A 24,304-nucleotide genomic window follows, 5' to 3' on the forward strand; every position below is an offset into this window, starting at 1 on the left:
TCTCTTTACCGTTTTATCTCGATTAGAATATGTGAGTTTCTGTAGTAGTTCCTTACATGTATCTTTTCTAAGATGAAATTCTAAATCAACTTCGTATTCAGAAACTCTAATGCCGTTGGACAATCTTGATTTACTAGTGCTTGTATCATAACCATTATTCAGCATTCATTGATAAAACTGTTCAGTTCTCATTTATTTTATTCTCCAAAATCATACCCGTATTTCTTGTTAATCTTTTCAGCAATGGCCTTTAAGAATCCTTCTACAGTCAGATGTTCCACTTCTCTTGTATACCATGCTAGTTTTGCATCTTTATGTTGCCCATCATAGTTAACTTCTAATGGCCAAAACGTATTTGTTGCATGTGTATAATCGAAATGAATATAAAGCTCTTTACCTTCAGGGCATTCCAGAATAACTTTATATACTGGATTTTTCCCTTCTGTGTTAAGTTTCACCTTTTTGATCTTGGCTAGCATAATGCCCCTCCTTTTAAGTTGAAAATAATAATGTAAATATTTTTAGTAACTACTACTTCTGCAGCCTCAATTCATACGCCTTATCTATAAACCTAGTTATCTGTTCAAAGTTTTCTACCCACTCTAACCTTATGTACACTTCACCAGGAGTGAGTCCCCCTCGATCATATTTCTCATAAACATGACCAAGCAATTCATCTACTTCTTTCTGTACTCTCTTCGCATACTTTCCTAGCTGCAGTTACCAGTTACCCATCCAAAGTAAAGATTAACACCATCTAACTGTACTGGCCCAACAATTCCATCCTTCTTAGGGGAAAAATGAAAAAGTTTAACAAATTCAGCGTAGTCATCAAACCATTTTCCTGTCTCACTAAAAGAGTGTACCAGCATAAGTGAATTGTTAGCATTAACATTCTTAGCTTCAATTAGTGCGGATGCAGCTCTATGTATTAATTGGTATCTTTTATTTAGTACACTTTCTTCATTTAAACCCAGTATATGAAGCAAGTATTTCAATCTTATTCTTTTACCGTTACTAGGATTATCGCCTAACCAGGATGCTACAGTTTCTCCAAAGGGTTCTGAAACTTTTCCTTCCACCATAATCGTTAAAAGCTCATTATTTCCCTTTGCAAGTACATAAAGATCATTTTGTGAGCTTGTGCTCCCTCCAGGTAAAGGAACCTTGTACTCAGGAAATCCATACAATACTTCAACATTTTTAAACAGAGGTATCTGACTTTGTTTGAATACCCTTTCAACACTAGGTGGCAAATTGTTAGCGTCTTCCCAACAATTAGCCAATTCATATGCAGAATACCCTTTTTTCCACTGTTTCTCAGGATCTACAAGGAATTCTTTCCATGATATTGCTCCGTTTGAAGGAACAAAGTATTTACCCATTTCCCCTCACTCCTACATTAATATTTTTGTTGTATCCATATTTACCATACTTTGATTGATTAATAGTTTTTAGATGAAAGATAATGCTCAATTGTCTTTAAATATGATTTCCAAACGCGATAGTGTTCTTGGACTTTCCGCTCTAAAATCGAGTCTATTTGTTTTTCTTCATTATATATTCCACGAAGACGCATATTTTCTAGTCTATTCATATACTGATCTTCAGATATATCCTTCAATTTCCGCTCACCGTTTTTTAATACATGCTTTTGCTTTAAATATACTTTAAACTCCAACGTTATTCATCCACCTTTAAAAAATTATTATTACTTTTTCTAGTCCCAGTACTTCCTGCTCTAATAATTCTGTAAGCTATTTACACCTGCAACAACTTTCAAAAACAGTTGATGCGGATTTATTTTGGGATGAAGAATTCATATCTTTTCCAAATTTCCTACCTTGAAGAAAATCTGACAGGAAGATGCTTATCTCAAGGGATGAGGTTCAAATGCAACGTAAAAAGGACCAATATGGCCCTTTTTACGAGAAAATGATTATTTTGTAATCTGTTTAATAAGTTTTTTGTTTCCTTTGTTCAGGATGTTTTCATAGTCGATGTAATCGTAAATATCATCCGTTATGCTGTCACTGAACTTGGCTAATTCTTCAATCGTTAAATCTTCAATCGCTTTCTTTTGCTGCTCGCAATAAATAATGATTTTGCCGACAATCTCATGGGCATCCCTAAATGCCGTCCCTTTGCTGACCAAATAGTCAGCAACTTCAGTTGCGTTTAGGAAGCCGGCTTTGATAGCGGCCTTCATGTTTTCTTCATTGACATGAAGGGTATCAATCATTTTCGACATGATTTCAAGACAGTCCATTACCGTATCTAGCGCATCGAAAAACTGTTCTTTATCTTCCTGCATATCTTTGTTATAGGTGAGCGGCAATCCCTTTAGGGTCGTTAATAAGGAAAGAAGGGAGCCATACACTCTTCCTGTTTTTCCTCTAATCAATTCCGCAGCATCCGGATTTTTTTTCTGTGGCATGATGCTGCTTCCAGTTGAATACGCATCATCCATTTCAATGAATTTAAACTCTTGGCTGCTCCAGAGGATTAGTTCTTCACTTAATCTGCTCAAATGCATCATCGTGATGGAAAAGCTGGACATCAGCTCAAGCAAGTAATCACGGTCACTAACCCCATCCAAGAAGTTGTCTACAGGCTTGGAAAAACCTAATAGCTCAGTCGTTATTTGCCGATCAATATGATGAGTTGTCCCGGCCAATGCACCGCAGCCTAACGGGTTTTCATCCAAAATGTCAATGGCATTGCTCATTCTTTTTTTATCCCGGCTAAACATTTGTGCATAAGCACCAAGGTGATGACTAAATGTGACAACCTGTGCACGCTGCAAATGAGTATATCCAGGCATGATGACATTATTTTTAGCTGCTTTGTCATGTAACGAATCAATGAGCTGCTGAAGGGCCATCATTACTTCTCCGGCTTTTTGCTTTGCATATAGTCTCATGTCGACTGCAACCTGATCATTTCTGCTTCTTGCAGTATGAAGTTTTTTACCGGTTTCGCCAATTCTCTTCGTCAAGTTCATTTCAACGAAGGAGTGGATATCTTCATAAGCACCTTCCATTTTTAGTAGACCTGACTCGATATCTCTAAGAATGGACTCAAGTCCATCTATAAGTAGAATCCCTTCAGCCTCTGAAAGCAAGTTGCATTCTACAAGCATTTTTACATGCGCAATACTTCCTGTTATATCTTGATAGTAAAGTCTATGATCTACAGGCAAAGAAGTATTAAACTTCTCCATAATTTCATCTTCGCGCTTCGTAAAGCGTCCTCCCCATAGCTTCAATTACAATCCCGCTCCTTCACTATATTTTTTCTTGTGAATCTTGGATAAAACAAAAATTGCTCCAATAAGCAAGACAATGTTCAAGATGATCGTGAATGCACTGCCCGTAATTCCTGCAACAATAAATCCAATGAATGCGATCGATGCATTAAGGAGTGCATAAGGGAATTGTGTTTTCACGTGATCGATATGATCTGCCCCTGCTCCTGTAGACGATAAAATGGTTGTATCGGAAATAGGTGAACAGTGATCCCCGAATATTCCTCCTGACAGGACAGCCCCGATACAAACTAATAAATGAGCATCGAGTGAAACAGCCATAGGAATGGCGATTGGCAGCATGATTGCAAATGTTCCCCATGAAGTTCCAGATGCAAGAGACATCAATGCTCCGACTACGAATAAGATGGCTGGAATAATGAATGCAGGAACATTTCCATCCATGACTTCAACAATAAAGGAAGCCGTTCCCATTTCCTTAATTACTTTACCAAGGGACCATGCCAGAATAAGTGTAACAGCGACATACACCATTTTTTGCATACCCGTTGTATAAATATCAAATATCTCACTGAATTTTTTTACTTTATATGCAAGCATTAAGATAATAATAGTCACTGCCGCAAATAAATAGGCTGTACTTAGTGAAACCCTAAAATCATTTCCTGGAACAGGCTTGAATGGGAAGCCATATGAAATTAATAACCCGAATAACGTAATGAATAATACCAATAAAGGCAGCCAAATCATGATAGCACGGCTGTTTTTTGTGCTTTCCTCCCCAATTTCTGCTTTTCTTAACGGCTTTGACTCTGGCCAATAAAGTTCTCCAGTCTTTTGCACTCTTTGCTCTGCTTTAGCCATTGGTCCAAAATCCAACTTAGTAAGGGCAATTAGAGGAACCATTGTAACAGCTAAAATAGCATAAAATTGAAAAGGAATAACTTTTATAAGTGTAGTAAATTCCGATGTCGTGATATTTAAAGATTCATATTCTTTTTGAATAAGGCCCATTATGTAAACGCCCCAACCAATAAAAGGGACTAATACTGCGACCGGAGATGATGTTGAGTCGATAATCCAAGCGAGCTTTTCTCTTGAAATTTTCGCTTTATCAAAAATCTTTTCAAATACAGGTCCAACGATGAGCGGTGTACCCAAATCTGAGAAGAAGATGATAATTCCTCCGACCCAAGCAGAAATCTGTGCTTTTGCCTTCGTGTTAATGAATTTAATGGCATGAGTGGCAAGTGCGGCTCCTCCGCCAGACTTCTCCATAAGTGCAACAAATCCGCCAATAAAGAACAGCAAAACTAATACTGCTGCATTATAGCTATCTGCCACAAGTGGAAAAAAGTAATTTCCAATCGTCTCCATTGTTGCTTTAAGAGGGTGACCTCCAACAAGAATGAGTACTCCGATATAAGCACCGGAGAATAGAGACACAATAACGTTCTTCGTTATTATTGCAAGAACAACTGCAATAATTGGTGGTATCAAAGATACCCAGCCCATGTGTTCCATAAATAAATCTCCCTCTCATAAAATATTATTCTAGTGCATAAATATAATCGGGTAAATATTCTAAATTTACCCTAAAATAGATTATATGGAACACCATAGTGAAATGCAATAAACTTTTTTAACAAGTGAATATTTTTATTAGAAGACTCTATAAACTTTTCCAAAAATACACAAAAAAAGACTGCCAGGGTTTATTCCCAGCAGTCTTAAATTGCTTTAAATGGAGTATTCGTTAATTTATAAATCCGCCGCGGTCTTCCTCTTACAGAGGCTGGTTCGAAGCCCATGCATTCAGCCAAACCGGCTTCACATAAGCATTCAATAAAACGCCTTGTGTTTCTTTCATCTTTAGATAGGCGGCTGGAAATTTCTTTGACCGTAAATTCTTTTATTCTTAAACTCCTAATTAGGGCAAATAGTTCAATATAATGTTTTACATTAATATTTGCATTTTCTAGCATACTTATAAAATTTTTATCATTAAAATACGGAAAATCCTCCATTTCCATGTTCTCACGGTTAGCTTCGAAAGCAGTGCCATTTTCATGAACAATCATAATAGAGCCGAATTTTTCTTTTGATTGTTTTAATGCATTATGTGCATTTAATTCTGCAGAGAATACGGTTTCTCCATAGCCGATTCCAACGCCCACTTTCAATCCTGACTCTAGTATGAGCTTGTTTACAGCTTCTTCAATTCTGTGTATTTCTCTTTCACTATCGCCACGAGAACTAAAGATTAAATATCGTCCAAGCCCTTTTTCAATGAGTGATCCATTTAATTGTTCACTTAAATTGATTAAAATCTCTTTCAACTTTACTTCCATGAATTGTAATTGATAAGTTTGCTTAGAGCTCTTAAATTGATTTTCTAATTGAACCATTTCAAATACTTGAACGGCAACTTGGGAATCCCGAAAATAGAAGGTCTTTATTTTTTCAGAAAGAATATTTAACGTATGTTTAATTTCAATATCACTTGTTGAAATTCTAAATGAAGGGATCCCCAACTTTTTAAGCCGCAGGTAAACCTCTTCGTAGCAAGTTATAGCCCCTTTCGTCTGGCCGCTTTTCCAATTAAGGGAATGGAAATCGATTAACTCATCCGTTGACGTATCCTCTGAAAAAGTTTTAATGAAGATATTTTTAGGCTTGATGGATAGTTGATTTAAAGCATTCTCTAAATGGCTTTTTGAAATCTCGTCAATGCTAAAATCACCGAAGGCAGAACCTGTCTGGTAGGCGAATTCTAATAACCCTTTAAAAATACCAGCTTCCGTATGATCGATAAAAATATGATTATCTTTATTTTCAGCCTCTTTGCACGCTATGTTATATGAAATCCTCCCGGAAAAAATCCAAAAATCAGTTTGGTGATGATGATTCTTCATTATTTCAGCAGTTTCCCTGACTTTTTTATATGGGTAAGTAAGAAAAATAGCTTCTATATCTAAGCCTTGAGCAATATGCAGTATTCTGTCCACAGTGGATTGTGGACCGACAACTCCCACTCTAAGCATGTACAAAACACTCCTTTAAAAAACTGATAACTATAAGTCTCTTCTAATCATACACATTATTTTGAAAATTTTTAAGTTAATTTTATAAAAAGCCACTAAGAACTTAAAGATGCCTGTTCCTCCATACTTTAAAGTACTTGGGGACAGGCACGAACTACCCTATACCTTAAAATTTTATTGCAAAAGTACTGCCAATCAACTCCATCTCTCTTTCCAAACGTTCTTGATAAGTACCCTTAATACTCTCAAATTCAATTCCATTCTCCCTCAATAATTCCTTCATCCGGCAATTATTTTCTTCCCTAACCTTTTGTTCCCCATGCACTCTTAATCCATCATCATTCTTATCATCCATGAAGGCGTCAGTCTCTTTCTTCTTAAAAGAATACGCCAAAAGTGCTGACAATTTTGTAGGATAATCACTAAGAAAGCTGTTTAAAACCTCTATTTGTTCCTTTTCTTTGGTTCAATTTGTTAAAGTCAATTTAATAATCCACCCTACCTGAATAAAAGCTGGTTTGAAGGGTAGTATACTTCTATGAACATGAATGAGGTGATGGAAATGTCTAACATGATAAAACAAGAAGAATTGGAAACATTAAGAGAGTTAATCAAAGAAGTAGACACGGCCATGCTGACTACAGTAACTGAAGAAGGGCTTGTTTCTCGTCCTATGAAAACACAAGAAGTAGAGTTTGATGGTGACTTATGGTTTTTCACTAAAAAAGAGACTAATAAATATGAAGAAATTATCCATGATCAGGATGTTAATGTAGCTTATGCAGGTAAATCCTATGTTTCCGTCCGTGGAAGAGCGGAAATCGTTGAAGATTTAGACAAGAAAAAGGAATTGTGGAGCAAAGCATATGAGGCAATCATGCAAACCTCTTATGATGATCCGAACGTTGTCTTGATAAAGGTAAAAGCGGAAGCAGCCGAATATTGGGAAACCGGTAATTTTACGAAGAAAATCGCCTTTCTCTATAAACGCATGACAGGGCAAAGCTCTAAATCGATTGATATGAATGAAACGGTTGAATTGGAATAAATAACAGCAATAATTGGGTTGTCTGTTTATAGGACAATCCATTTTGCTATGTTGAGTGATGTTGATCCATTTGTTTCTATATTCATCCTTAGTTTAAGTGAAATATGTTCCTTCTGATTACAAGGAAAATCATTTCGATTTTGAAAAAAGATAGGATATTACTTTCATTAAAGTATGGTCCTTTTTCTTGCTGATCATTTAGTATGCAATAAATTAGATCTACACCTACATTCAACATATGGCGATAATCATCTATAGGGTCATTTCATCTAACCCTTACAGAAAGCTATAATTAGACATAGAATGAAGTTTATTTCATTTGTTCTACACTTTTTTTCACGATTTCTACCATATCGTTTTCTGCCCCAAGACTAAAGTTTAAAAAAACTCCACTTCCTCCGCCAGCTCCAATGGCTGAAATAAAAATATTTCTGTTATCACCGACTACAGTAAGGCTCAAACTTGCTCTGTTGCCATTTCTCATAAAGTGAAACTTCCATCAGTGGGGGTTTTTCTTCATCCCCCACTGATGGTTAGTTGAACCAATCGGGCATTTACGGGCAGTTGATCCCCCACTTACTCTTCTTTGCATACGCGAATCCTTGAAGTGGGGGTCTTACTGCCCGTTAATCTGCGATAAAATATTTATCATAAACTCGCACCGCTATTTTAGTAGCTCCAATCGTATGATTGCTTTCATCAACTAATTTCATGCTGATTCCACTATTGCCAATATCGTTTTCCAAACGCTTAACCACTTTCTCAAATTCACCAATCAATGTGTTTTCATACTTTGCCATGATCCCATCTCCCCTTGCTAATTATTTCGCTATATAGTACCATCGCTCACATTGCTCTGAACCATTCCACTAACAAAACGAAAATAAAGGTTACCTTTACTAAAATATGAATGTCCCGCTTATTTAAACATAGATTCTTATAACGTGGTAATATATGGGTAATAGATTAATTGAAGGAGTGAAAATTTATGATATTGTGGTTTAGACACTTACCACAATTAAGTATGGATTTGTCAGAATGGACCCCTTTTATACAGAATCATTGGTTACGAAAGCACTATATGAAGTTTGTATATCTACTCCAGGTCATTATATTCCTATTTCCATTTTTATTTGCAGGATGGTTCCCACATATCAATACTTTCAATCTTTTCTTAATATGGATCTTTGTCTTCATCATTCACGAAACCCTTCACATAATTGTCGTAAACAAAAAAGGTGACATTAGTTTAACGTTTAGCGGTATATTTTTCTGGCTACATACAAATGCAATTCTATCCAAACCTAGATTTTGGGTGTTTATGAGCTTGCCCTTCATTACATTATCAGTAGTGCCTTTCATTGTATCGTTTTTTTTATCTGAAGATATCAAGTCAATTTTTTTATTTGTGAGTTGGATAAACACTTTGATTTCTGCCTCAGATATCATTAATTCATTTTTCATTGCTATGAAACCGAAAAACTCAGTATTTTGCAAAGGCTATTACCGTTTGCAATAGTATTGAGGCATGCCATACATCTATTCATTGAACGAACGAAAAACGATCGTTCATTACTTTTAACCGCCCTTTCAACGGGGCGGTTTTCTAAGGTGGCTATCGGGTAGCTTTATCAGTCACAAAAACATTCCCATTTCCCAGGAATATCTCTTTAATGAGACGCGTTCCTAAATAAACGCGCTCTTTCGTTGAAGATATATAGATGAATTTTTTAAGTCAGTTACTTACAATTAATTAAAAAGTATGAGCTAAGTCCTTTGCACGCGCAATTCCATTTTCCTTTATTTCCTGTGCTTTATCGGGCATAGCATTATGTCCTTCAATAAATAAACCATCAAAAGAAGGAACACCAAAAAAATTCATAATTACACTTAAAAAACGATGACCCATTTCTACTTCGGCAGCCGGTCCTTCTGAATAAACACCTCCACGAGCTTGAATATGAAGTGCTTTTTTATCTGTTAATAGACCAACTGGCCCTTGTTCAGTGTATTTAAATGTTTTACCTGCAACAGAAACAGAATCTATATACGCCTTCATTACTGGAGGGAACGAGAAATTCCATAAAGGTGTTACAAAAACATATTTATCACCTGAAATAAACTGTTCACTCAATTCATTCAGACGTCCTACTTTTGCTTTTTCTTCCGCTGAAAGTTCTTCAAATCCTTTACCAGATTGAAGTTTCCCCCATCCACTAAAAACATCCGTATCAATATGAGGAATATTCTCTTTATATAAATCAATGTGAACGATTTCATCATTCGGATTTACTTCTTTGTATGTCTCAATAAATACTTTTCCTGCAGCCATACTGAAAGATTGTGTTTCATCATTTGGATGAGCTGTAATGTATAATACTTTTGCCATGTTATTTCACCTTCTGATTTTATTTATTACCGTTTCTTTAAAGAATGAAAGGAAACTAAGGATTTGTCAGTTCATACAAATCCCTATAATAAAATTATTCGTTATTTATTTTCATCAAAAAAATAAGGGTTACCACCAATGTTTGCTCTCATTTCATCCGTTATTTGAAATGATTCATTTGAATGAGGCTCATTGTTTACATCATAATCAAGTTGAACACTTCCGTCATAATGATTAGGTTTTTGCAATACCTTTTTCACCTCCAATCATTTTAATATCTCTCTCTCCCCATATTTCATGCATAAATTGGTTATTTTTATTAATACTAATAAGCCCTTCTTAAATATAAAAAGCCCAATTTCTCAGTAATGTAATTGAGAAATTAGGCTTTAGTCGCAGTTTCACAAAAGCGTCCTATAATTGAATAAGAATCAGCCCTTAACTTTTTTTAAGCATCCTATCACTGTATCACCAAAGGATCTTACATCAGCTAAATAGTTATAACCTTGTGGTGAACCAAAACTATTAAACATTCGGACAGCTACAATATTTTCTTGAGGAATGACTAATAAGGTTACACCCGTATAACCAAGGATTTGATAGGAACCTTTTGGAACAGATTCACCTAGTTCTGTTTTCATAGCCGGAAGATCCTTAACAAACCATAAAAATCCATTCTGAGGTAAACTATCATCTAAAAGGGAGGGACTTTGTAATTCTGTTGCTAAACGAATGATTTCTCTTGGAACAATTTGTTTACCACTTATCCTTCCTTCATTTAAATGAAAATAGCCCCAATATGCCAACTCCCGTGCCGATACGTACATGTTCATTTTGTCGCCTTTAGTACTATCACTTGTTTGCCAGTTCCCATCTCCATCATACCTAAGAATGACATCTACAAGCTTTTCATGTTTTTTTGAATACCAATTGGATTCTGTAAAGCTTAATGGGTTAAACACTTGTTCATGTAGAATATCTGAGACTGTTCTTCCAGTAGTTTGCTCCACAATTTCTGTTAAAATTTTTGTTCCAACTTGTCTATATGTCCAGTTTTCCCCTGGAGGATACTCTCGAAAGGCTATACCTTCAAGTTCATCCAACCCATGAGTATGTGTTAATAAATGTCTAATAGATGTATCTTTCCAAACAATATGATCAAGACCTGGTTTGTATGTTAATACAAGATCATCAATGGAAGCTATGTAACCGTAATAGACTGCGTAAGCTACTGCAAATCCTATATAACTTTTCCTTACAGATGCGACGTGAAATTGAGTGTCGACCTGGACAATCCTCGCATTATGAGTATTAGACTGTCGACCTAGATATTTTTCCAATACAATTTCATCATTATGTATAACTATAGTTGCTGCTCCACTGCAAACGACCCGATTATAGGTATTGGTCACATGGTCTAAAACCGAGGAAAAGTCCTGGTTAAGATTTCTATTAATATTCAATCTTCGCACCCAACCTTTCTATCAAGGTATTCTTACAAATTTCGATTTAGATTCCAAATTTCCTCTTTTCCATAAAAAATGGACGCCTACTATTCAAGAATTGCGCCCGATTGCAGAGGATTAAAGAGAATACAGTTCTATTATTTTTTCTAAGGGTAATTTATTCAGATTACACATATCAATAAAATAAGGTAACTGCCATTTTTGAGTTTTCATCGCTTGTTTACTACTCGGACTATCCCAGCTAGGATAAACTCTTATTGCCATTTTACCCTTTGTTGAAGTAGACCTAAGAATGTTCTGTTTTAAAAGAATTTCTTTTGGAAAAATAAATTGACCAAACTCATTTTCATTTTTAAAGGTAGTTATAACTAATAAATCTGGGGCTTCCTCATATAAGTAGGGTTGATTTTTATTATTTTCGTCCTTTTCCCAAAGCGCAACAAACTGCCCTACTTTGGTAGGGGTTATATTCGCAACTCTGAATCGAACTGTTTTAGAAGATAATTGAAATGTACCAGCACCATACTTAGAATTTTGCTTCTCTTCTTGAACTGACTTTACAGTTAAGTGATTCGACTCATAAATCATTTTATCTATATAAGTTAATGCTGTAAAAAAATCATTCATTTCTTCACTCCTAAATTTCAAACAAAATGGCCCTTTAATGAAAATAGAATCGCGCCCGTTTGTTTAGTAAGTTTGAAAGATATATTATTCAGCTTCCTTCATAGGGGAAACTAATATGCTTGATCCAATTTCACCATAATCCCACATCTTAACCCAAGGAAATGTACCTTCTGGTAATTCAAATACTCTTTGTTCTAGAGGTTTGATTGGTTCACGTAAGCCAGTACAACCATGTGAAAAAATAGCTGGATGTATGCTCACTTTTCTTCCTGTATCGTTAAAGTAAATAAATTTCATGTTATTATCTCCTCAATTAAAGCGCCCTTTAATGGAGTAACTAAATTTGACCTCAGTCTTAAAATTAATTAATTCTTATTAAACTAACTCTACCCGTTAGTTTGTCCAAACAAAATGACGAAAAGAAAATATATTAATACTGTAACACAACACTACTAATCGAAAGGAGGGAGAATTTAAATGAAAAACAAAGACAAAGATATGGAAAAGAAAAAACATCATGACGAAGAGGGTCCTCTTTTAATTAGCCTTAATCAATTGCAATCGTCTGCTGTTTCTTATGATGGTAGTAACGCGGCTACAGATAACAATGATAGTGCTATTGCTCAAGATAATAGTAATGCATCTGATGATCCAATTAACAGTGCTATTGCTCAAGATGATAGTAATGCATCTCGTGACCCTATTGCTTCCGATATAGATCAGGAAGTTGAGACTAAAAAGAAAAAGTGATCGATAAATTTTTATCTATCAAACTAATAATAAAGGAGTGATTCTTAAATGTCTTATGAAGATGAAAAAAAGGATAAAAAGTGTCAAAATCCTACTTTAATTTCCATTTCAAATATTGATACCTCTGCTGCTGCCTTTAAAAATAGTAATGCGGCTGTAAATAACATTGGAAGTTCTGTTGCTCAAGATAAGAGCAATGCATCTGATGATCCAATTAACAGTGCTGTTGCTCAAGATGATAGTAATGCATCTCGTGACCCAATTGCTTCCGATGTAGATCAGGAAGTTGAGCATCATAAAAAAGACTAGAAGGCATCATTGTAGATAAAGCCTGAAAGTCAGGTATCCCCAAAAATAGTCATTAGGACAGGAATACCATCTTTACTTATCAAAAGTATGGGTGGTAATTTTCGTTATAATGCATACAAATGTGGTGAAGACCAAATGAGTGATATTTGTGACGGAATTCAACAACGAAAGACCATAGTAGAACAACCAGATACCATAGTAGAACACCTAGATACCATAGTAGATCAACCAAGGTTTACAATTACAGAAAAAGATGTTCAACTTTCAATAAAAGAAGAAATGAGTAAAAAAATAAACGATGCACTAAAGGATATCCCACTTCAAATAAATATTAATCTTTATTTGACACAAGAACAGAACCAGAACCCAGAACTAACAAACATGAATGATATAAAAAGAGCTGCCGTTGCTATGAAGGAAAGTAATGCAGCAGCGGAAAATGACCACAGCGCTATTGCCCAAGAAAAGAGTAAAGCAATTGATGAATCACATGAATCACCTAGCACAGCTATTTCAGAAGATATGATAATGACCACAGCGCCATTACCCAAGAAGAGAGAAAGGCAATTGATGGATCGTTTAGCACAATTTTTTCAGAAAATAGCAAAGCTGTTTCAGAAAAAGGAATAACGATTAAAAGGACACCTAAATTTCATTCTCATTTGTTTCGTATGAAACTCTCTGCTAAAAGTAGATTGAAAATAAAACTCAACATAATATCAATTATGTTGAGTTTTATTTAGTGTTAATTGAGATGCATTTTTTAAAACTACCCAAACTAAAAAATGTATTTCCCCAAAAAGTACTTGTTATGTTCAAGCAGACACTTATTTTGGTACCTCAATTTAAACTAATTTATATATCACTAGCCATCCATGAAGCTGACTGCTGTACGCTTATCGTTAATGAATTTAATGATTTGAGAACAATCTTCAATTTCAATTTCTCCTTGTCCAATTTTTTCAAGGAGTGTAGATAATTTATGAGTATTTTCTTCTTCATTTAGTTTTTTAATTACATCTTCCAACTTTTATACACCCCTTAAGTTCTAGATTCTTCATTAAGGTTTACCCTAAAAAACTGCAGTTTTTCCATTTTAATCCTTCTCTAACTATCCTGCTTCGTTACTTTAAGTACATTTCTTCACAAGCTCTTCTAATTATTAACATAGATACCCATTTTTCTTAAAAGGTGTTGTTCAACAATCTGGCTCTTTAAAGGAAAAAAAGCACTGTTCCTTATTACAGAAAAGCTCCCGTTTGTGGAAGATCATAAGTACATGTCTTGTTAAACTAAACACCCGTTAGTTGAATAAGAAAATTTAAATTATATGCTAAATTATCTTTGCATAAATACAGATGTCAGTTAGTTTTTTACCATCAGCTGAGAAATCTTCATTACGTAAAATCCCTTCAAGCTCAAATCCTAACTTTTCAGGGATCGTACGACTTTTCGTATTACTAGATTCACATCGTATTTCAATTCGTCTACCATTCAATTCTTGAATTGCAAAATGGGTTAATCTTTGTATTGCTTCTGTCATAAAACCCTTACCACTAAAACGAATATCAATCCAGTATCCTATTTCAAATTTAGGAATATCCCAAATAATATTGTGTAAACTGCACGTCCCAATAAACTCATCTGTTTCTTTACTGAATATAAAAAAACGAAAACTTTCACGATTTAAAAACTGATTATGTGCACGTCGCACAATGATTTCTGTTTCAGTAATTTCAGGCATACTTTGATATAAGGGTAACCAAAGTTTAAATTCATTAATTGAAGCTCTTATTGCAGCATTAACTGTTTCACCATCGCCAGCCATCGGAATTCTTAAGTACAATCTCTTAGTATCGATTTTAGTTGGGATTTCTAATAATAATGGATTCATTGGTTTCTGCTCCTATACTATTTATTAAAATTTACATTTAAGTAACTTAAATATATAGTTCTAAATCCAAAAGCGTTATTTGTTTACGGACATAAGTGTTTCTCCACTCATATTTTTTGGAACCATATGATAAATGTATTTAATGAAATCTCCCCCTTTTATCGTACTTTTTCATAATTCTATTTTCAGTTATATTAGTCCTTCGTATTGAACTATATTGCCAGCACAATAAAATAGACCGACTAAATAGTCGATCTCTGTTATGCAACTAACGCCCCCGTTAGCTTAAGTACATGATTTCACAAATTTCCGAATAGAAATAGATTCTGAAAATGAATATAGCACCCTTAATGTAATTATCCCCGTCTTTTTAGTAAACAGCTTTACCATCCTCATTCATCATTGAATTTAGTGTTAATATGTTATCTTTATGACTTGAAGTTTTACTCTGATTTTGAATTAAAATAATGGATGTAAACACCATTACCCAAATTACATTTACAAATGAATAATTAGAAAAATCAACAAATAAAAATAATGGAAGTCCATAATCATTAAGTGCGTGTACTATAATGGGTATCCATAAATTTTTTGTTACTATGTATATATAAATAAATATTTGCCCTGCTAAAAATAACCCAAAAAGACGATTAATAGCCTCTTCATAATCTAATTGTTCAAAGCCACCAAAACCAGTTATTGTATGAACAAAAGCAAATAATACCGAGCTTATTAACATAGCGAGAAAGATTGCATGCTTTTTTTTAAAGTAATTTCTTAATAGCATTACAAGCAGAACTGGTAAAAAAAGTCTAAACATTGCTTCCTCAGAGAGAGCAACCCCAAATAACAACCCTATAAATTCCCCAACTAAATTTAAAACGCCTGTTTCTGCTATCAAACTAGAAATGGGTTGGTTTGAAAGCAGTTCTACTCCAAGAGCAAATACATTAGAAAATAAATAAATGATTAATAAATATACAAATCCTCCTTTTATTTTATCTAAATGGATTACCTCATGAATCGCCCTCTTGAATAAACTAAATGGGATGATTAAAAATAATAAAAATGAAACGATTAGAAACAAACTTAAATTTAGTATCAAATCAAAATTTAATAAACCGTGTGAATATTCCTGTAATATTTTGGCTGAATCTATAATTTGTGTTTTATATGTATTTAAAAATATACTAAAAAAAATAAAAAGAATAACAATTGATGACAGAGACACGATAACACTTTTATTACTTGCTTTTCGATTAAACGTAATTTTATCTGTTAATTTTAAAAGAATGAAGCTCCATAAAATACAAGCTAGGAAATTTGCAAAAATAGAAAATAGAGTATAGTTATCCTTTAAAAGATTGCCCAGTATCGTTGAAATCATAGGTGCTAAACAGAATAAGATAATTGGAAAAGTGAATAAAATAAAGCCTTTTAGTCTTTTTGTAAAATGGAAATATAATAAATATAATCCAATAAACAAGAATATTAAGTCGTAACTAATTTCATGATACTGTTTATAGATAGTCGTTTCTAAAATAAAAGCATTTATCAATAGAGATACTAAAATACCTGCCAAAACCCAATAAACATTTCTCAATTTTCAGATTCCCCTTAAATCATTGTATGAATTAAACTATTCAACTAAATTATACTAATTGGGTATAAAATAGCCAATTGAGCTGTCTAATAATTACATTCAAATTTAGAAATAATAATTTATTCTTTCAGCAAAATAGACCGTCTCCAAGTGCTTTGGTATGAACGGTCTATTTTGCTACTGGGTCTCTTAGAAAGGGAGGATTTTCTCCTTGTCAGACGACTGCTAGAGTATTTTAATTAAATGAAAATTCTTGTTAAACCAAATTCTCGTTTGTTCAATAAGAAAAAAAGGACGACCTACCGCTCCTCGCTCTCTAACTCTTGCACCCCGTTAGCTTAAGTACACTTTTTCACAAATATACAACAAAATCATCCTCACTAGCCCCAAAATGACAAAGCCCTTTTTTAGTGAGAAGTGGTTTTGAATCTTTTAAAGGGTTAATTTTAAAAAAACTTGGATAGTGTTTCATTGTTTTGTTCATTCTAATAAAGAAAAAATGGGGATGAATATTGTGATTTTTCCACATAGGGATTATTTAGCCCCATTCCAATCAGATAATCCAAATCTGTTTTTTTAATTTATAAGAAAGGAGTTAAAAATGCGAACTAAAATAATAATTTTGTACTTACTTTCTTTTCTAGTATTATCAGCATTTGGACAAAAGACACCTATCGAACCAATCACTTTATTAAATCACGAACAAACAGAGGTAACTTTTCCGTTAGAAAAACCAGCAGTATTCTTTTTTATAACAACATATAAATGAACTCTCTGCCAGAAGCAACTGGTTCAGTTGCATGAAAATATGAATAAATTGTATGGAATGAATATTGAAATGTTTGTAATTAGCAAAGATTCCCCAGAAGAGCTGCGTACATTACAGAATAAACTGGAAAAAACTTTTGGACATAGCATCTCCTTTATTTCCGATCCGAAATTAGAATTAATTGAAAAAATGGGAATGAAGAAAAATGGTGTAGCTCATAGAGGTTATGGCATGATTGATAAAGAGGGAATTATTATTTTTAGTACTAAAAATGATCATTGGGGAGAGCAAATCGAGATAACAGTTGAAAAGATTAAAGAAGAATATAATAAACTTAAATAAAAAAATTAGATTTATTTCTCTAACCCGAAAATATAATGGTTTAGGTCTTTATTTTATCCGCATAAACAAAAAAAATTTGAAAAAGATATTTATGAACCTTTTTACTTAATGTAACGGGAATAAGCGAAACAATAATATCAAATGCTCAGAGTATATTTTAATATTTAGGTTAGATAGGTTAAACAGATAATAATAAAAGGACCATACATTTTAGATATGTCTAATATGTATGGTCCTTTATTTAATGTCTTCTTCAACTAACGCTACCCGTTAGTTGAAGTGCAAACTTTCACAAACTTACGTGATACAACGAAAAAATAAAATTAATTGATTATTAAATAAAATAACAATTTACATTTTCTGACACATATACTAAAATATAATTAAGTAAAAAAATTTTTAGTAAAAAATAATTTATTATAGGGAAAGGAGAATATTAAAATGAGTCTATTAGATATTTATCTGCAAAAGAACGGGAAAAAACGATACGATGTATTTAAAGAAACAGGAATCAGTCAGCAAATGCTTTCAAGTGTTAATAAAAAAAGTGTCAATCATTATTCAGTCAAAACAATTCAAGCTATTGCGAAAACAGTAGAGAAAAGTGAAGGAACTGTGCTAGATGAATTAATACAATTAGAGAAGGAAAATGCTTATTTCCAAGTTTATAATGCTGAAGATTTACTATTAGCCTTTAGAAATAAGGAAGAATATATTCTAATCAAAGGCGAATACAAAAAAGAAATGGATGAATTAGCGAAGTCACAACTTTCTGATACAGAAACATTAGGTTGGGAATTAGGGGCAGTATGGTCAGGTGGATTAGTAACTGTGTTGACAGAAGTAATTTTGCACTTAGTAGATTTATTCAGTAGTAAAGATGATGACAAAAAGAAAATTGAAAGCCAAGTTCGTAAGTATAAGTTTAAAAAACTAAATGAAAATGAAATCTTATTGTATTTACGTCAATTAGATTATTAGGAGTTTAAGAAGAAGTGACACTGCGGGATAGTTGTTAGTAAAAGAAAGTAACTGGGAAGAAGAATCCTGCCAACTAAAGAATGTTTAGATAGCTGGAATTACAAATAAATCTATCCTTGGAGAATCCCTCTTGGATGGATTTATTTGTTTATTGGCTAATAAATATATCCCCGTTCTTAAACAAAACTGCCCGATAGTTTAAGTACAAAACTTCACCAACACCATACCATCATTTCCGGAAGTATTCAATTATTCTTGATATTCTTCCTGCATTAAATGACCCTATTACTGAAAAAGGCACAATTCTTCTTCAAGAATTGCGCCCGATTGTGGAATAAGGAATACTATATTAATGTTTTAACCATTGTAAAATAACTACTACCAGGGGGGTAATCTTTAATTTCACCGACAACTTTATATCCTTTTATTTCATAAAAAGACCGTGCTTGAAAATCAAACGTAGTTAATAGTGCCTTTTTTGCACCTTTTTCTATAGCTAACTTTTCCGTTTTATCAAGCAAATTTCCACCCAAACCTTTACCTCTAAATTCTTCAGAAAACCAAAAGTCATTGATTTCAACCCAGCCCCAGTAAACATCTGCCGTTATACCACCTACCCACTTTTTATTATCATCTGTAACAATAATATTTATGGGTTGCACTGAACCTTTGTTCCTCACTTCTTTATGGTGGATTGAGTGCTTATTATTAAACTCCTGAATCATTGTCTTTAAAAAAGCTGAAAATTCTTCATTGTTCTCCAATAAAATTTCAATTTCATATTTCATCCTAGTACTCCTTATTTGTATAAGTATATTTTTTCACAACATCTACTCATTTTTAACATAAATATCCATTTTATTTATTGTAGTATTCAATTAATTTGGCCCAAAAATGGAAATAAGCGCTCATCCTTATTCAAGGATTGCACCCTTTAGTTCAATAAGGATGTGCTTGTTAGTTATTACTTTTTTATTAAAATACCTAGAAAAATTAAAAATGCCCCAATTATATACATTAGCCATCTTGTTACCGTTGTATGAAAAGTTGGTATCCATGCCTCAAATAATACATGAATCTTTGTTTGCCTAATGAATACATCATCTATTTTTTTGTGAGAAAAATGACCAAAAACCTATCAAGGCAAAAAACACCTTTAAAAATACAACGCTTATCCTATTGTTTTCCTCTTTTTACAACTAGATTGACCTTACATATACCTTTATTTTGGCACATACTTTGGAAGAAAATAATAATAGAAAAATAATTTCCAAGTATTGAGAATATACACAATGGAAGGCTCCTTATCCTTACACCAAAGAACAGATTGAGCGAAGCTATAACTGATTTTTGTATAAATCTCGTAATGAATTTCCATCTAATGTAATATCTATAAAAAGGAGGATTCATATGAAAAAAAGTATAGTAATACTACTATTGATAGTTGTTATTGGTTTTATCGGATATAAAATGTTTTATAATGGATTTTCAGATATCGAGAGTATAGCCATACAAACATATGATAAACCTTTTAAAAAAGGGGTTATTACCACAGATAAGGATAAAATAGCCACTATTACTGGCATTCTGAATAGAGCGAAACACGAGAGCGTATGTTATGAATTAGCAAATGAGCCATCATACGAAATGGAAATCATCTACAAGGATAAAACAAATGATATATTGTGGATTCACCAGGGGTTCGATAAGAATAAAACTCTACTTTATGGCAATAACTGTAATGCTTATTTTATAACTGAAAAACGAACGAAAAAGATGTTAAATCTCTTGTTAAACGAAAATAACTGAATAACACACTTTCTAAACGCAGAAAAAATTCCAGTTAAAAAGAGTACCAAAATCTTATATTTAGGTTAGAGAGTTAAGACAGTTGATAATAAAAGGACCACACATTTTAGATATGTCTAATATGTGTGGTCCTTTATTTAATTCGTTCTAAAGCTAACGCCCCCTATAGTTTAAGTGCACATTTTCAAAAACTTTCAATTTTAACAAATATACTCTGTTTATTTATTATAGGATTGCAAATCTTTTCCGTTAGAAAAAGCTTAGATTTATTTATCCAGCATTAAAATACAGATTGGCAATCCTGTTTTATCTCTATTTTATCTATTCGTTTCCATAAATAAATAGTATACATAAATAAAACAACAATTATCGAATATGCAAAAATCGTATTACCTTCCTGTTTACCCATGAAATTTAAAAAATTATTTAAGCCATGAAAAGCAATCGTAATAATAATGGATTGTGTATGAATAATGAGTAAAGATAGTACAAAACCTACCAAAATTGCATAGACTATCTGAAGAATGGTATCTTCTACAGACTGACCGCTTATTAATTGCAGAGCATGTGTAATCCCAAAAAGTAAACTAGAAATAATTACTGCCTTCTTAACGCCAATCGACATTAACATCCGAAGCATAAATCCTCGGAAAAAAGTCTCTTCAATCAAACCTACTACTAAAACCTGCATAATTAACATACTTACCAAATTGGAAATCGAACTTACATCAAGTCCTTTATTGCCAATTAAGATAATCAATAGCACTAAAATTAATGGTGATATTAATACAAATTGAAAATTTTTTAATCCATCAAAAAAGTAATGTGACCATTTCTTTCTCACTACCAAATAGATGAGAATCCCCAATGCTAACGGCACTAAACCAATGAATTGCAAGAATGGACTGGAAGGTGCCTCTATACTAGAATAGACCCCATTTGCTGTATAAAAAAATACTAACAATAGTTCTAGCCCAAGTATTTTCCAAAATAAATTCATGTAACCACCCCTTAAATCGTATATAATCTCTATCGAGATTATATACCCATATACTAGAAAATAGCACAATTTATAGATAATAATACAAATAAATATATTTATTACATTTATTTAGAACACCTGCCCTATGAAGACTAACTTTTTTACTTATTAAACAACAAAAAACTTATTGAACTATCCAGCTCCGTAGTGACAAAAAAAGAAGCTAATTATAGCTCCTTTTATTCGAGTAATGCACCTGTTAATTTAAGTACAATTCTTCACAATCTACTTTGTAAATTTAATCATAAAACAAAAACCTCCTATTCCTAAAAGAAACAGGCGTTCTACTATCGTAGAAAAACGCCTGTTTGACGGAAACATCTTTTCATAATAATTTGAACGGTTTAATCAATCAAATCTTAATAAGGATAGTGGTGGTAGTAGTGGTGATGGTGGAATGGGTAGTAGTGGTGGTGGTGGTACGGATAGTAGTGGTGGTGCGGATAGCCAAATCCAACCCCTGGAGCTCCAAAACCAAGTCCTGGTGCAAAACCAAATCCTGATCCTGGTCCTCCTAAACCATAACCTGGCCAAATCCTCTCGTTATAAGCATTATTCATACAAACAGTCATCCTCCTTATTTCATTTTACATTAGAGCATATGCGATTTTAGGTCAAAGTTCTTGGGTATTTGTCCTGAAATTTATAATTTAAATAGACATGTGCGGAAACCAACAGATCAAATGGACATTTCATTCAAAACTATTGGTCTATGTTAAAATCAATTCAGCATTCTGTTGAAATTATACAACCAACATACTTATTCAACTAAACTGCCCGTTAATGCAATAAGAAAAAAGGGATCGCCGCAGCAATCCCATCTTTAAGTAACTCTCCCGTTAGTGAAAAATAATTATATTTTCACCATACAAATTTAGATGATATGACCATTAACTTCAGTTGTTCCTGTACAGACACCCATTCGTAAATTGTTATAGATCGTCCAACGAGGAAACTGTTCTGTCGTTCATTTATTTTGCCTCAAAGTTCTAAGGGCTTACTCACCTACCATACCGTCCTTATCATTATCTTGCATATATGGGTATAACCAATGATCACTCGTTATTGGCATACTAAAACCTGCTGCTTTTGCTTCTTTAATCGTCACCTGTCCATTACCGTTTGTATCAACACTAGAAATATCACCGTTTGTGTTTGAACTAGTTGGATCAGAAGGCTCACTGCCTGTTAAACCGAGTGATGAGTTTACTTCATCAGGGTTCACATTGTCAAACTTATCAACGATCTCGTTCCCCTTTAAAGTATAGGTATACTGATAACTTGAAGGAATCTGCGTTTCCGTATTCGGATATGTGATAATTGCTTCAAAATTAGTGGCTCCACCTGCGCTACGGATCACGTCTTCCATATAAGCTTGATCACCATGTCGGTTGAGCGTACTATCTTGTGGGGTAATATTATAAGCATTCGATACCCCTCCGAGAGAATCAGCAATGATATGTCCTTCATCTAAAACGTCACTTTCGACGCCAGGAACCTTTGCCTCATCAGGGTAGTATCTGCCAGACGATAATACAGGTTCGTTACGGTCATCTTGTAGAATGATTTCGTCAGCAATGACACGAACTAGTTGCCCGTATTCATTAGTAAAGGCCCAATATTCACGGTCCCCATAACCAATGTCAACGACGACATTAGGTTCACGATATCCAGACACATCACCACCATCAACTTCAATAAGTTTGTATCCTGAGAACAGTTCATTATTTGGTTGGGTTGGTGTTTCCTCTACAACTTGCTCATCAACAACCGTAGTGATAGTTTCTTCTTTTTCGCTATTTTTATTTGTTTCAACTGTGGTTCCTTCTTGTGAATCTGTTTCTCCATCTTTAACGGATGCATCTTCTACGTTGGTACAACCAACCATTAAGATGGTCGTTAAAAGTAAGATAAAATAGTTCATTTTCTTTTTCATTTTAAGACTCTCCTATAATAGTTTCATACTGTTCATTCTAAAAATCTCGGAATTTAACATAGATTAACATTGTTAACCTATTGATAATAGTATATTCCAAGATTAACTTTATTACAGTAGATACTTTGTTCGAAGTGTGCAGTATTAAATTTCAATAAAGGCTTGTACAGTTTCAAATTGCAACTCGAATAATGCATCTAATCTATGAAATATTATACGGAGAAGCGCCCTATTGTTGAAGAGCATTATACAACTAAAGCCCCCGTTAGTTTAATAATTTTTATCCAGAAACAAAAGTAGATAACTACCTGCACAAAGGAAAAATGCAACTCGAGTTAGAAGATAAATTGAAAATTCAAAAGAGGTTAGTTTTCTTTCTCTCTTAATTTTTTTAAAATGTCTATAATAATAAAATGAACATAGGAGTAGTATTATTGCCGATAATTGGAATATATCTTCCAATAGACTAACCAAAGAATCATCTCCTCACTTTTAATATTATATTCTTTTTTCATTTAACTTCTCTCTATTCCTACTTCATTTTTTGTTGGGAGTTCCTTGTAATTCTCGAAGTTTTCCACTACATCATTAGCAATTTTTTTATCTTCTTGTTCCCAATCAGGTAAATGATCGAATGGTTCTTCATCTTCAGCAGCTCTTAAGTCATCTGATGTTACTACAATTATTTCGCCAGTTTTAATACTCCGAAATGTCCGAGACTCTTCAAACTGTATCTCCATTTCTTCAATAATAGCTTGAAGCTTTACTTGAAAATTCATTATTATTGGATCATCCTCTATATATTTTTACTAATGAACCTGTTACTTTATGTAAATATGTTCACAAACAAGATTAATTTCATTAAGGTACAAATACGCACCAATCTGGTAAAACACGTTATGGTCTTGGAGGTAATTCAACACGGATGATATCACCTGGTTTCACTTCTCCACTCTGCAATGTAACTCCCATTATTCCTGCTTTTCTTATTAGATTTCTGTCTGAATCCTTATCCAAAACAGCCCTA

General features: G+C 33.5%; 31 protein-coding genes and 1 pseudogene. 9 read left to right on the forward strand and 23 right to left on the reverse strand.

Annotated elements, in window-relative coordinates:
* Positions 1-197: 197 nt before the first annotated feature.
* From FSZ17_RS12990 to FSZ17_RS13020, 7 genes are all read right to left on the reverse strand, one after another.
* Entirely contained in the window at positions 198-479 is a 282-nt protein-coding gene (locus FSZ17_RS12990) for a hypothetical protein (protein WP_057776592.1), read from the reverse strand.
* 231 nt (positions 480-710) lie between these two features.
* Positions 711-1,385 (reverse strand): DUF6946 family protein, encoded by a 675-nt coding sequence (locus FSZ17_RS12995; RefSeq protein WP_057776591.1) that lies wholly within the window; start codon positions 1,383-1,385, stop codon positions 711-713.
* 59 nt (positions 1,386-1,444) lie between these two features.
* Positions 1,445-1,681: a hypothetical protein gene (locus FSZ17_RS13000; RefSeq protein ID WP_057776590.1), complete on the reverse strand. Its 237-nt coding sequence runs from the start codon at positions 1,679-1,681 to the stop codon at positions 1,445-1,447.
* Between the two features lie 258 nt (positions 1,682-1,939).
* Positions 1,940-3,268 carry an argininosuccinate lyase gene (gene argH / locus FSZ17_RS13005; RefSeq protein ID WP_057776589.1) on the reverse strand — a complete coding sequence of 443 codons (1,329 nt, stop codon included), beginning with the start codon at positions 3,266-3,268 and terminating at the stop codon, positions 1,940-1,942.
* Positions 3,269-4,792 (reverse strand): Na+/H+ antiporter NhaC family protein, encoded by a 1,524-nt coding sequence (locus FSZ17_RS13010; RefSeq protein WP_057776588.1) that lies wholly within the window; start codon positions 4,790-4,792, stop codon positions 3,269-3,271.
* 206 nt (positions 4,793-4,998) lie between these two features.
* Entirely contained in the window at positions 4,999-6,312 is a 1,314-nt protein-coding gene (locus tag FSZ17_RS13015) for a hypothetical protein (RefSeq protein WP_057776587.1), read from the reverse strand.
* Positions 6,313-6,478: 166 nt separating this feature from the next.
* Positions 6,479-6,667, reverse strand: coding sequence for a DEAD/DEAH box helicase family protein (locus FSZ17_RS13020; RefSeq protein WP_057776586.1), 189 nt, complete (start codon positions 6,665-6,667; stop codon positions 6,479-6,481).
* Between the two features lie 207 nt (positions 6,668-6,874).
* Here FSZ17_RS13020 and FSZ17_RS13025 point away from each other — a divergent pair, with 207 nt between their 5' ends.
* On the forward strand, positions 6,875-7,360 hold the full coding sequence (locus FSZ17_RS13025) for a pyridoxamine 5'-phosphate oxidase family protein (protein WP_057776585.1): 486 nt from the start codon (positions 6,875-6,877) through the stop codon (positions 7,358-7,360).
* 310 nt (positions 7,361-7,670) lie between these two features.
* Here the strand turns inward: FSZ17_RS13025 and FSZ17_RS13030 are convergent, their stop codons facing one another.
* Together FSZ17_RS13030 and FSZ17_RS23425 are read right to left on the reverse strand one after the other, a co-directional pair.
* Positions 7,671-7,844, reverse strand: coding sequence for a DUF6054 family protein (locus tag FSZ17_RS13030; RefSeq protein ID WP_228460198.1), 174 nt, complete (start codon positions 7,842-7,844; stop codon positions 7,671-7,673).
* A gap of 142 nt (positions 7,845-7,986) precedes the next feature.
* Positions 7,987-8,160, reverse strand: a complete 174-nt coding sequence (locus FSZ17_RS23425; RefSeq protein ID WP_156416288.1) for a DUF6054 family protein — start codon at positions 8,158-8,160, stop codon at positions 7,987-7,989.
* A gap of 224 nt (positions 8,161-8,384) precedes the next feature.
* On the opposite strand from FSZ17_RS23425, the gene FSZ17_RS13035 reads away from it, so the two are divergent.
* Positions 8,385-8,879, forward strand: a complete 495-nt coding sequence (locus tag FSZ17_RS13035; protein WP_057776639.1) for a DUF3267 domain-containing protein — start codon at positions 8,385-8,387, stop codon at positions 8,877-8,879.
* 234 nt (positions 8,880-9,113) lie between these two features.
* Here FSZ17_RS13035 and FSZ17_RS13040 read toward each other — a convergent pair whose 3' ends face one another.
* The 5 genes from FSZ17_RS13040 to FSZ17_RS13055 form a co-directional block, all read right to left on the reverse strand.
* Entirely contained in the window at positions 9,114-9,749 is a 636-nt protein-coding gene (locus FSZ17_RS13040) for an FMN-dependent NADH-azoreductase (RefSeq protein ID WP_057776584.1), read from the reverse strand.
* 101 nt (positions 9,750-9,850) lie between these two features.
* Positions 9,851-9,997, reverse strand: coding sequence for a hypothetical protein (locus FSZ17_RS23430; protein WP_185150741.1), 147 nt, complete (start codon positions 9,995-9,997; stop codon positions 9,851-9,853).
* 183 nt (positions 9,998-10,180) lie between these two features.
* Entirely contained in the window at positions 10,181-11,212 is a 1,032-nt protein-coding gene (locus tag FSZ17_RS13045) for a serine hydrolase domain-containing protein (protein WP_057776583.1), read from the reverse strand.
* 120 nt (positions 11,213-11,332) lie between these two features.
* Complete coding sequence (locus tag FSZ17_RS13050) at positions 11,333-11,842, reverse strand: MepB family protein (RefSeq protein WP_057777003.1); 510 nt, start codon at positions 11,840-11,842, stop codon at positions 11,333-11,335.
* 84 nt (positions 11,843-11,926) lie between these two features.
* Positions 11,927-12,139 carry a hypothetical protein gene (locus tag FSZ17_RS13055; RefSeq protein WP_057770736.1) on the reverse strand — a complete coding sequence of 71 codons (213 nt, stop codon included), beginning with the start codon at positions 12,137-12,139 and terminating at the stop codon, positions 11,927-11,929.
* Between the two features lie 180 nt (positions 12,140-12,319).
* On the opposite strand from FSZ17_RS13055, the gene FSZ17_RS13060 reads away from it, so the two are divergent.
* The 3 genes from FSZ17_RS13060 (at position 12,320) to FSZ17_RS13070 (ending at position 13,531) form a co-directional block, all read left to right on the forward strand.
* The gene (locus FSZ17_RS13060) at positions 12,320-12,592 is read left to right on the forward strand and encodes a hypothetical protein (protein ID WP_057770739.1); all 273 of its coding nucleotides are present in this window, start codon (positions 12,320-12,322) and stop codon (positions 12,590-12,592) included.
* 48 nt (positions 12,593-12,640) lie between these two features.
* Positions 12,641-12,901 (forward strand): hypothetical protein, encoded by a 261-nt coding sequence (locus FSZ17_RS13065; protein ID WP_057770741.1) that lies wholly within the window; start codon positions 12,641-12,643, stop codon positions 12,899-12,901.
* Positions 12,902-13,036: 135 nt separating this feature from the next.
* Complete coding sequence (locus FSZ17_RS13070) at positions 13,037-13,531, forward strand: hypothetical protein (protein WP_057770743.1); 495 nt, start codon at positions 13,037-13,039, stop codon at positions 13,529-13,531.
* A 235-nt stretch (positions 13,532-13,766) separates the two neighbouring features.
* Here the strand turns inward: FSZ17_RS13070 and FSZ17_RS23435 are convergent, their stop codons facing one another.
* From FSZ17_RS23435 to FSZ17_RS13080, 3 genes are all read right to left on the reverse strand, one after another.
* Positions 13,767-13,928 (reverse strand): hypothetical protein, encoded by a 162-nt coding sequence (locus FSZ17_RS23435; protein ID WP_156416232.1) that lies wholly within the window; start codon positions 13,926-13,928, stop codon positions 13,767-13,769.
* Positions 13,929-14,234: 306 nt separating this feature from the next.
* Positions 14,235-14,795, reverse strand: coding sequence for a GNAT family N-acetyltransferase (locus tag FSZ17_RS13075; RefSeq protein ID WP_057770745.1), 561 nt, complete (start codon positions 14,793-14,795; stop codon positions 14,235-14,237).
* Between the two features lie 370 nt (positions 14,796-15,165).
* On the reverse strand, positions 15,166-16,398 hold the full coding sequence (locus tag FSZ17_RS13080) for a CPBP family intramembrane glutamic endopeptidase (RefSeq protein ID WP_057770747.1): 1,233 nt from the start codon (positions 16,396-16,398) through the stop codon (positions 15,166-15,168).
* Between the two features lie 601 nt (positions 16,399-16,999).
* Here FSZ17_RS13080 and FSZ17_RS23440 point away from each other — a divergent pair.
* From FSZ17_RS23440 to FSZ17_RS13090, 3 genes and pseudogenes are all read left to right on the forward strand, one after another.
* A complete protein-coding gene (locus tag FSZ17_RS23440; RefSeq protein WP_185150622.1) occupies positions 17,000-17,167 on the forward strand; it encodes a hypothetical protein in 168 nt (55 codons plus the stop codon).
* A gap of 15 nt (positions 17,168-17,182) precedes the next feature.
* A pseudogene (locus FSZ17_RS13085) lies at positions 17,183-17,509 on the forward strand (redoxin domain-containing protein); the annotation flags it as partial.
* Between the two features lie 441 nt (positions 17,510-17,950).
* Positions 17,951-18,490: a hypothetical protein gene (locus tag FSZ17_RS13090; RefSeq protein ID WP_057770752.1), complete on the forward strand. Its 540-nt coding sequence runs from the start codon at positions 17,951-17,953 to the stop codon at positions 18,488-18,490.
* A gap of 344 nt (positions 18,491-18,834) precedes the next feature.
* On the opposite strand, the gene FSZ17_RS13095 is transcribed toward FSZ17_RS13090, so the two are convergent.
* A complete protein-coding gene (locus FSZ17_RS13095) occupies positions 18,835-19,278 on the reverse strand; it encodes a GNAT family N-acetyltransferase (RefSeq protein ID WP_082625213.1) in 444 nt (147 codons plus the stop codon).
* A gap of 622 nt (positions 19,279-19,900) precedes the next feature.
* Here FSZ17_RS13095 and FSZ17_RS13100 point away from each other — a divergent pair.
* Positions 19,901-20,299 carry a YhfM domain-containing protein gene (locus FSZ17_RS13100; protein WP_057770754.1) on the forward strand — a complete coding sequence of 133 codons (399 nt, stop codon included), beginning with the start codon at positions 19,901-19,903 and terminating at the stop codon, positions 20,297-20,299.
* A 280-nt stretch (positions 20,300-20,579) separates the two neighbouring features.
* Here the strand turns inward: FSZ17_RS13100 and FSZ17_RS13105 are convergent, their stop codons facing one another.
* The 5 genes from FSZ17_RS13105 to FSZ17_RS13125 all read right to left on the reverse strand — a co-directional run bounded on the left by FSZ17_RS13105 (position 20,580) and on the right by FSZ17_RS13125 (position 24,056).
* Positions 20,580-21,299, reverse strand: coding sequence for a CPBP family intramembrane glutamic endopeptidase (locus tag FSZ17_RS13105; protein ID WP_057770757.1), 720 nt, complete (start codon positions 21,297-21,299; stop codon positions 20,580-20,582).
* Between the two features lie 401 nt (positions 21,300-21,700).
* Positions 21,701-21,913: a spore coat protein gene (locus FSZ17_RS13110; RefSeq protein WP_228460200.1), complete on the reverse strand. Its 213-nt coding sequence runs from the start codon at positions 21,911-21,913 to the stop codon at positions 21,701-21,703.
* Between the two features lie 425 nt (positions 21,914-22,338).
* A complete protein-coding gene (locus tag FSZ17_RS13115; protein WP_057770761.1) occupies positions 22,339-23,277 on the reverse strand; it encodes a DNA/RNA non-specific endonuclease in 939 nt (312 codons plus the stop codon).
* 270 nt (positions 23,278-23,547) lie between these two features.
* The gene (locus FSZ17_RS23750; RefSeq protein ID WP_057770762.1) at positions 23,548-23,751 is read right to left on the reverse strand and encodes a hypothetical protein; all 204 of its coding nucleotides are present in this window, start codon (positions 23,749-23,751) and stop codon (positions 23,548-23,550) included.
* 41 nt (positions 23,752-23,792) lie between these two features.
* The gene (locus FSZ17_RS13125; RefSeq protein WP_057770764.1) at positions 23,793-24,056 is read right to left on the reverse strand and encodes a hypothetical protein; all 264 of its coding nucleotides are present in this window, start codon (positions 24,054-24,056) and stop codon (positions 23,793-23,795) included.
* Positions 24,057-24,304 lie beyond the last annotated feature (248 nt).

This window comes from Cytobacillus dafuensis, assembly GCF_007995155.1.
Classification (GTDB): domain Bacteria; phylum Bacillota; class Bacilli; order Bacillales; family Cytobacillaceae; genus Cytobacillus; species Cytobacillus dafuensis.

Bases quoted from the DNA above. Each gene is read 5' to 3' on its own strand.
- FSZ17_RS12990 (WP_057776592.1), bottom strand. From the start codon at position 479: ATGCTAGCCAAGATCAAAAAGGTGAAACTTAACACAGAAGGGAAAAAT.
- FSZ17_RS12995 (WP_057776591.1), bottom strand. From the start codon at position 1,385: ATGGGTAAATACTTTGTTCCTTCAAACGGAGCAATATCATGGAAAGAA.
- FSZ17_RS13010 (WP_057776588.1), bottom strand. From the start codon at position 4,792: ATGGAACACATGGGCTGGGTATCTTTGATACCACCAATTATTGCAGTT.
- FSZ17_RS13015 (WP_057776587.1), bottom strand. From the start codon at position 6,312: ATGCTTAGAGTGGGAGTTGTCGGTCCACAATCCACTGTGGACAGAATA.
- FSZ17_RS13020 (WP_057776586.1), bottom strand. From the start codon at position 6,667: ATGGATGATAAGAATGATGATGGATTAAGAGTGCATGGGGAACAAAAG.
- FSZ17_RS13025 (WP_057776585.1), top strand. From the start codon at position 6,875: ATGTCTAACATGATAAAACAAGAAGAATTGGAAACATTAAGAGAGTTA.
- FSZ17_RS13030 (WP_228460198.1), bottom strand. From the start codon at position 7,844: ATGAGAAATGGCAACAGAGCAAGTTTGAGCCTTACTGTAGTCGGTGAT.
- FSZ17_RS23425 (WP_156416288.1), bottom strand. From the start codon at position 8,160: ATGGCAAAGTATGAAAACACATTGATTGGTGAATTTGAGAAAGTGGTT.
- FSZ17_RS13035 (WP_057776639.1), top strand. From the start codon at position 8,385: ATGGATTTGTCAGAATGGACCCCTTTTATACAGAATCATTGGTTACGA.
- FSZ17_RS13040 (WP_057776584.1), bottom strand. From the start codon at position 9,749: ATGGCAAAAGTATTATACATTACAGCTCATCCAAATGATGAAACACAA.
- FSZ17_RS13050 (WP_057777003.1), bottom strand. From the start codon at position 11,842: ATGAATGATTTTTTTACAGCATTAACTTATATAGATAAAATGATTTAT.
- FSZ17_RS13055 (WP_057770736.1), bottom strand. From the start codon at position 12,139: ATGAAATTTATTTACTTTAACGATACAGGAAGAAAAGTGAGCATACAT.
- FSZ17_RS13060 (WP_057770739.1), top strand. From the start codon at position 12,320: ATGAAAAACAAAGACAAAGATATGGAAAAGAAAAAACATCATGACGAA.
- FSZ17_RS13065 (WP_057770741.1), top strand. From the start codon at position 12,641: ATGTCTTATGAAGATGAAAAAAAGGATAAAAAGTGTCAAAATCCTACT.
- FSZ17_RS13070 (WP_057770743.1), top strand. From the start codon at position 13,037: ATGAGTGATATTTGTGACGGAATTCAACAACGAAAGACCATAGTAGAA.
- FSZ17_RS13075 (WP_057770745.1), bottom strand. From the start codon at position 14,795: ATGAATCCATTATTATTAGAAATCCCAACTAAAATCGATACTAAGAGA.
- FSZ17_RS23440 (WP_185150622.1), top strand. From the start codon at position 17,000: ATGCGAACTAAAATAATAATTTTGTACTTACTTTCTTTTCTAGTATTA.
- FSZ17_RS13090 (WP_057770752.1), top strand. From the start codon at position 17,951: ATGAGTCTATTAGATATTTATCTGCAAAAGAACGGGAAAAAACGATAC.
- FSZ17_RS13095 (WP_082625213.1), bottom strand. From the start codon at position 19,278: ATGAAATATGAAATTGAAATTTTATTGGAGAACAATGAAGAATTTTCA.
- FSZ17_RS13100 (WP_057770754.1), top strand. From the start codon at position 19,901: ATGAAAAAAAGTATAGTAATACTACTATTGATAGTTGTTATTGGTTTT.
- FSZ17_RS13105 (WP_057770757.1), bottom strand. From the start codon at position 21,299: ATGAATTTATTTTGGAAAATACTTGGGCTAGAACTATTGTTAGTATTT.
- FSZ17_RS13110 (WP_228460200.1), bottom strand. From the start codon at position 21,913: ATGACTGTTTGTATGAATAATGCTTATAACGAGAGGATTTGGCCAGGT.
- FSZ17_RS13115 (WP_057770761.1), bottom strand. From the start codon at position 23,277: ATGAAAAAGAAAATGAACTATTTTATCTTACTTTTAACGACCATCTTA.
- FSZ17_RS13125 (WP_057770764.1), bottom strand. From the start codon at position 24,056: ATGAATTTTCAAGTAAAGCTTCAAGCTATTATTGAAGAAATGGAGATA.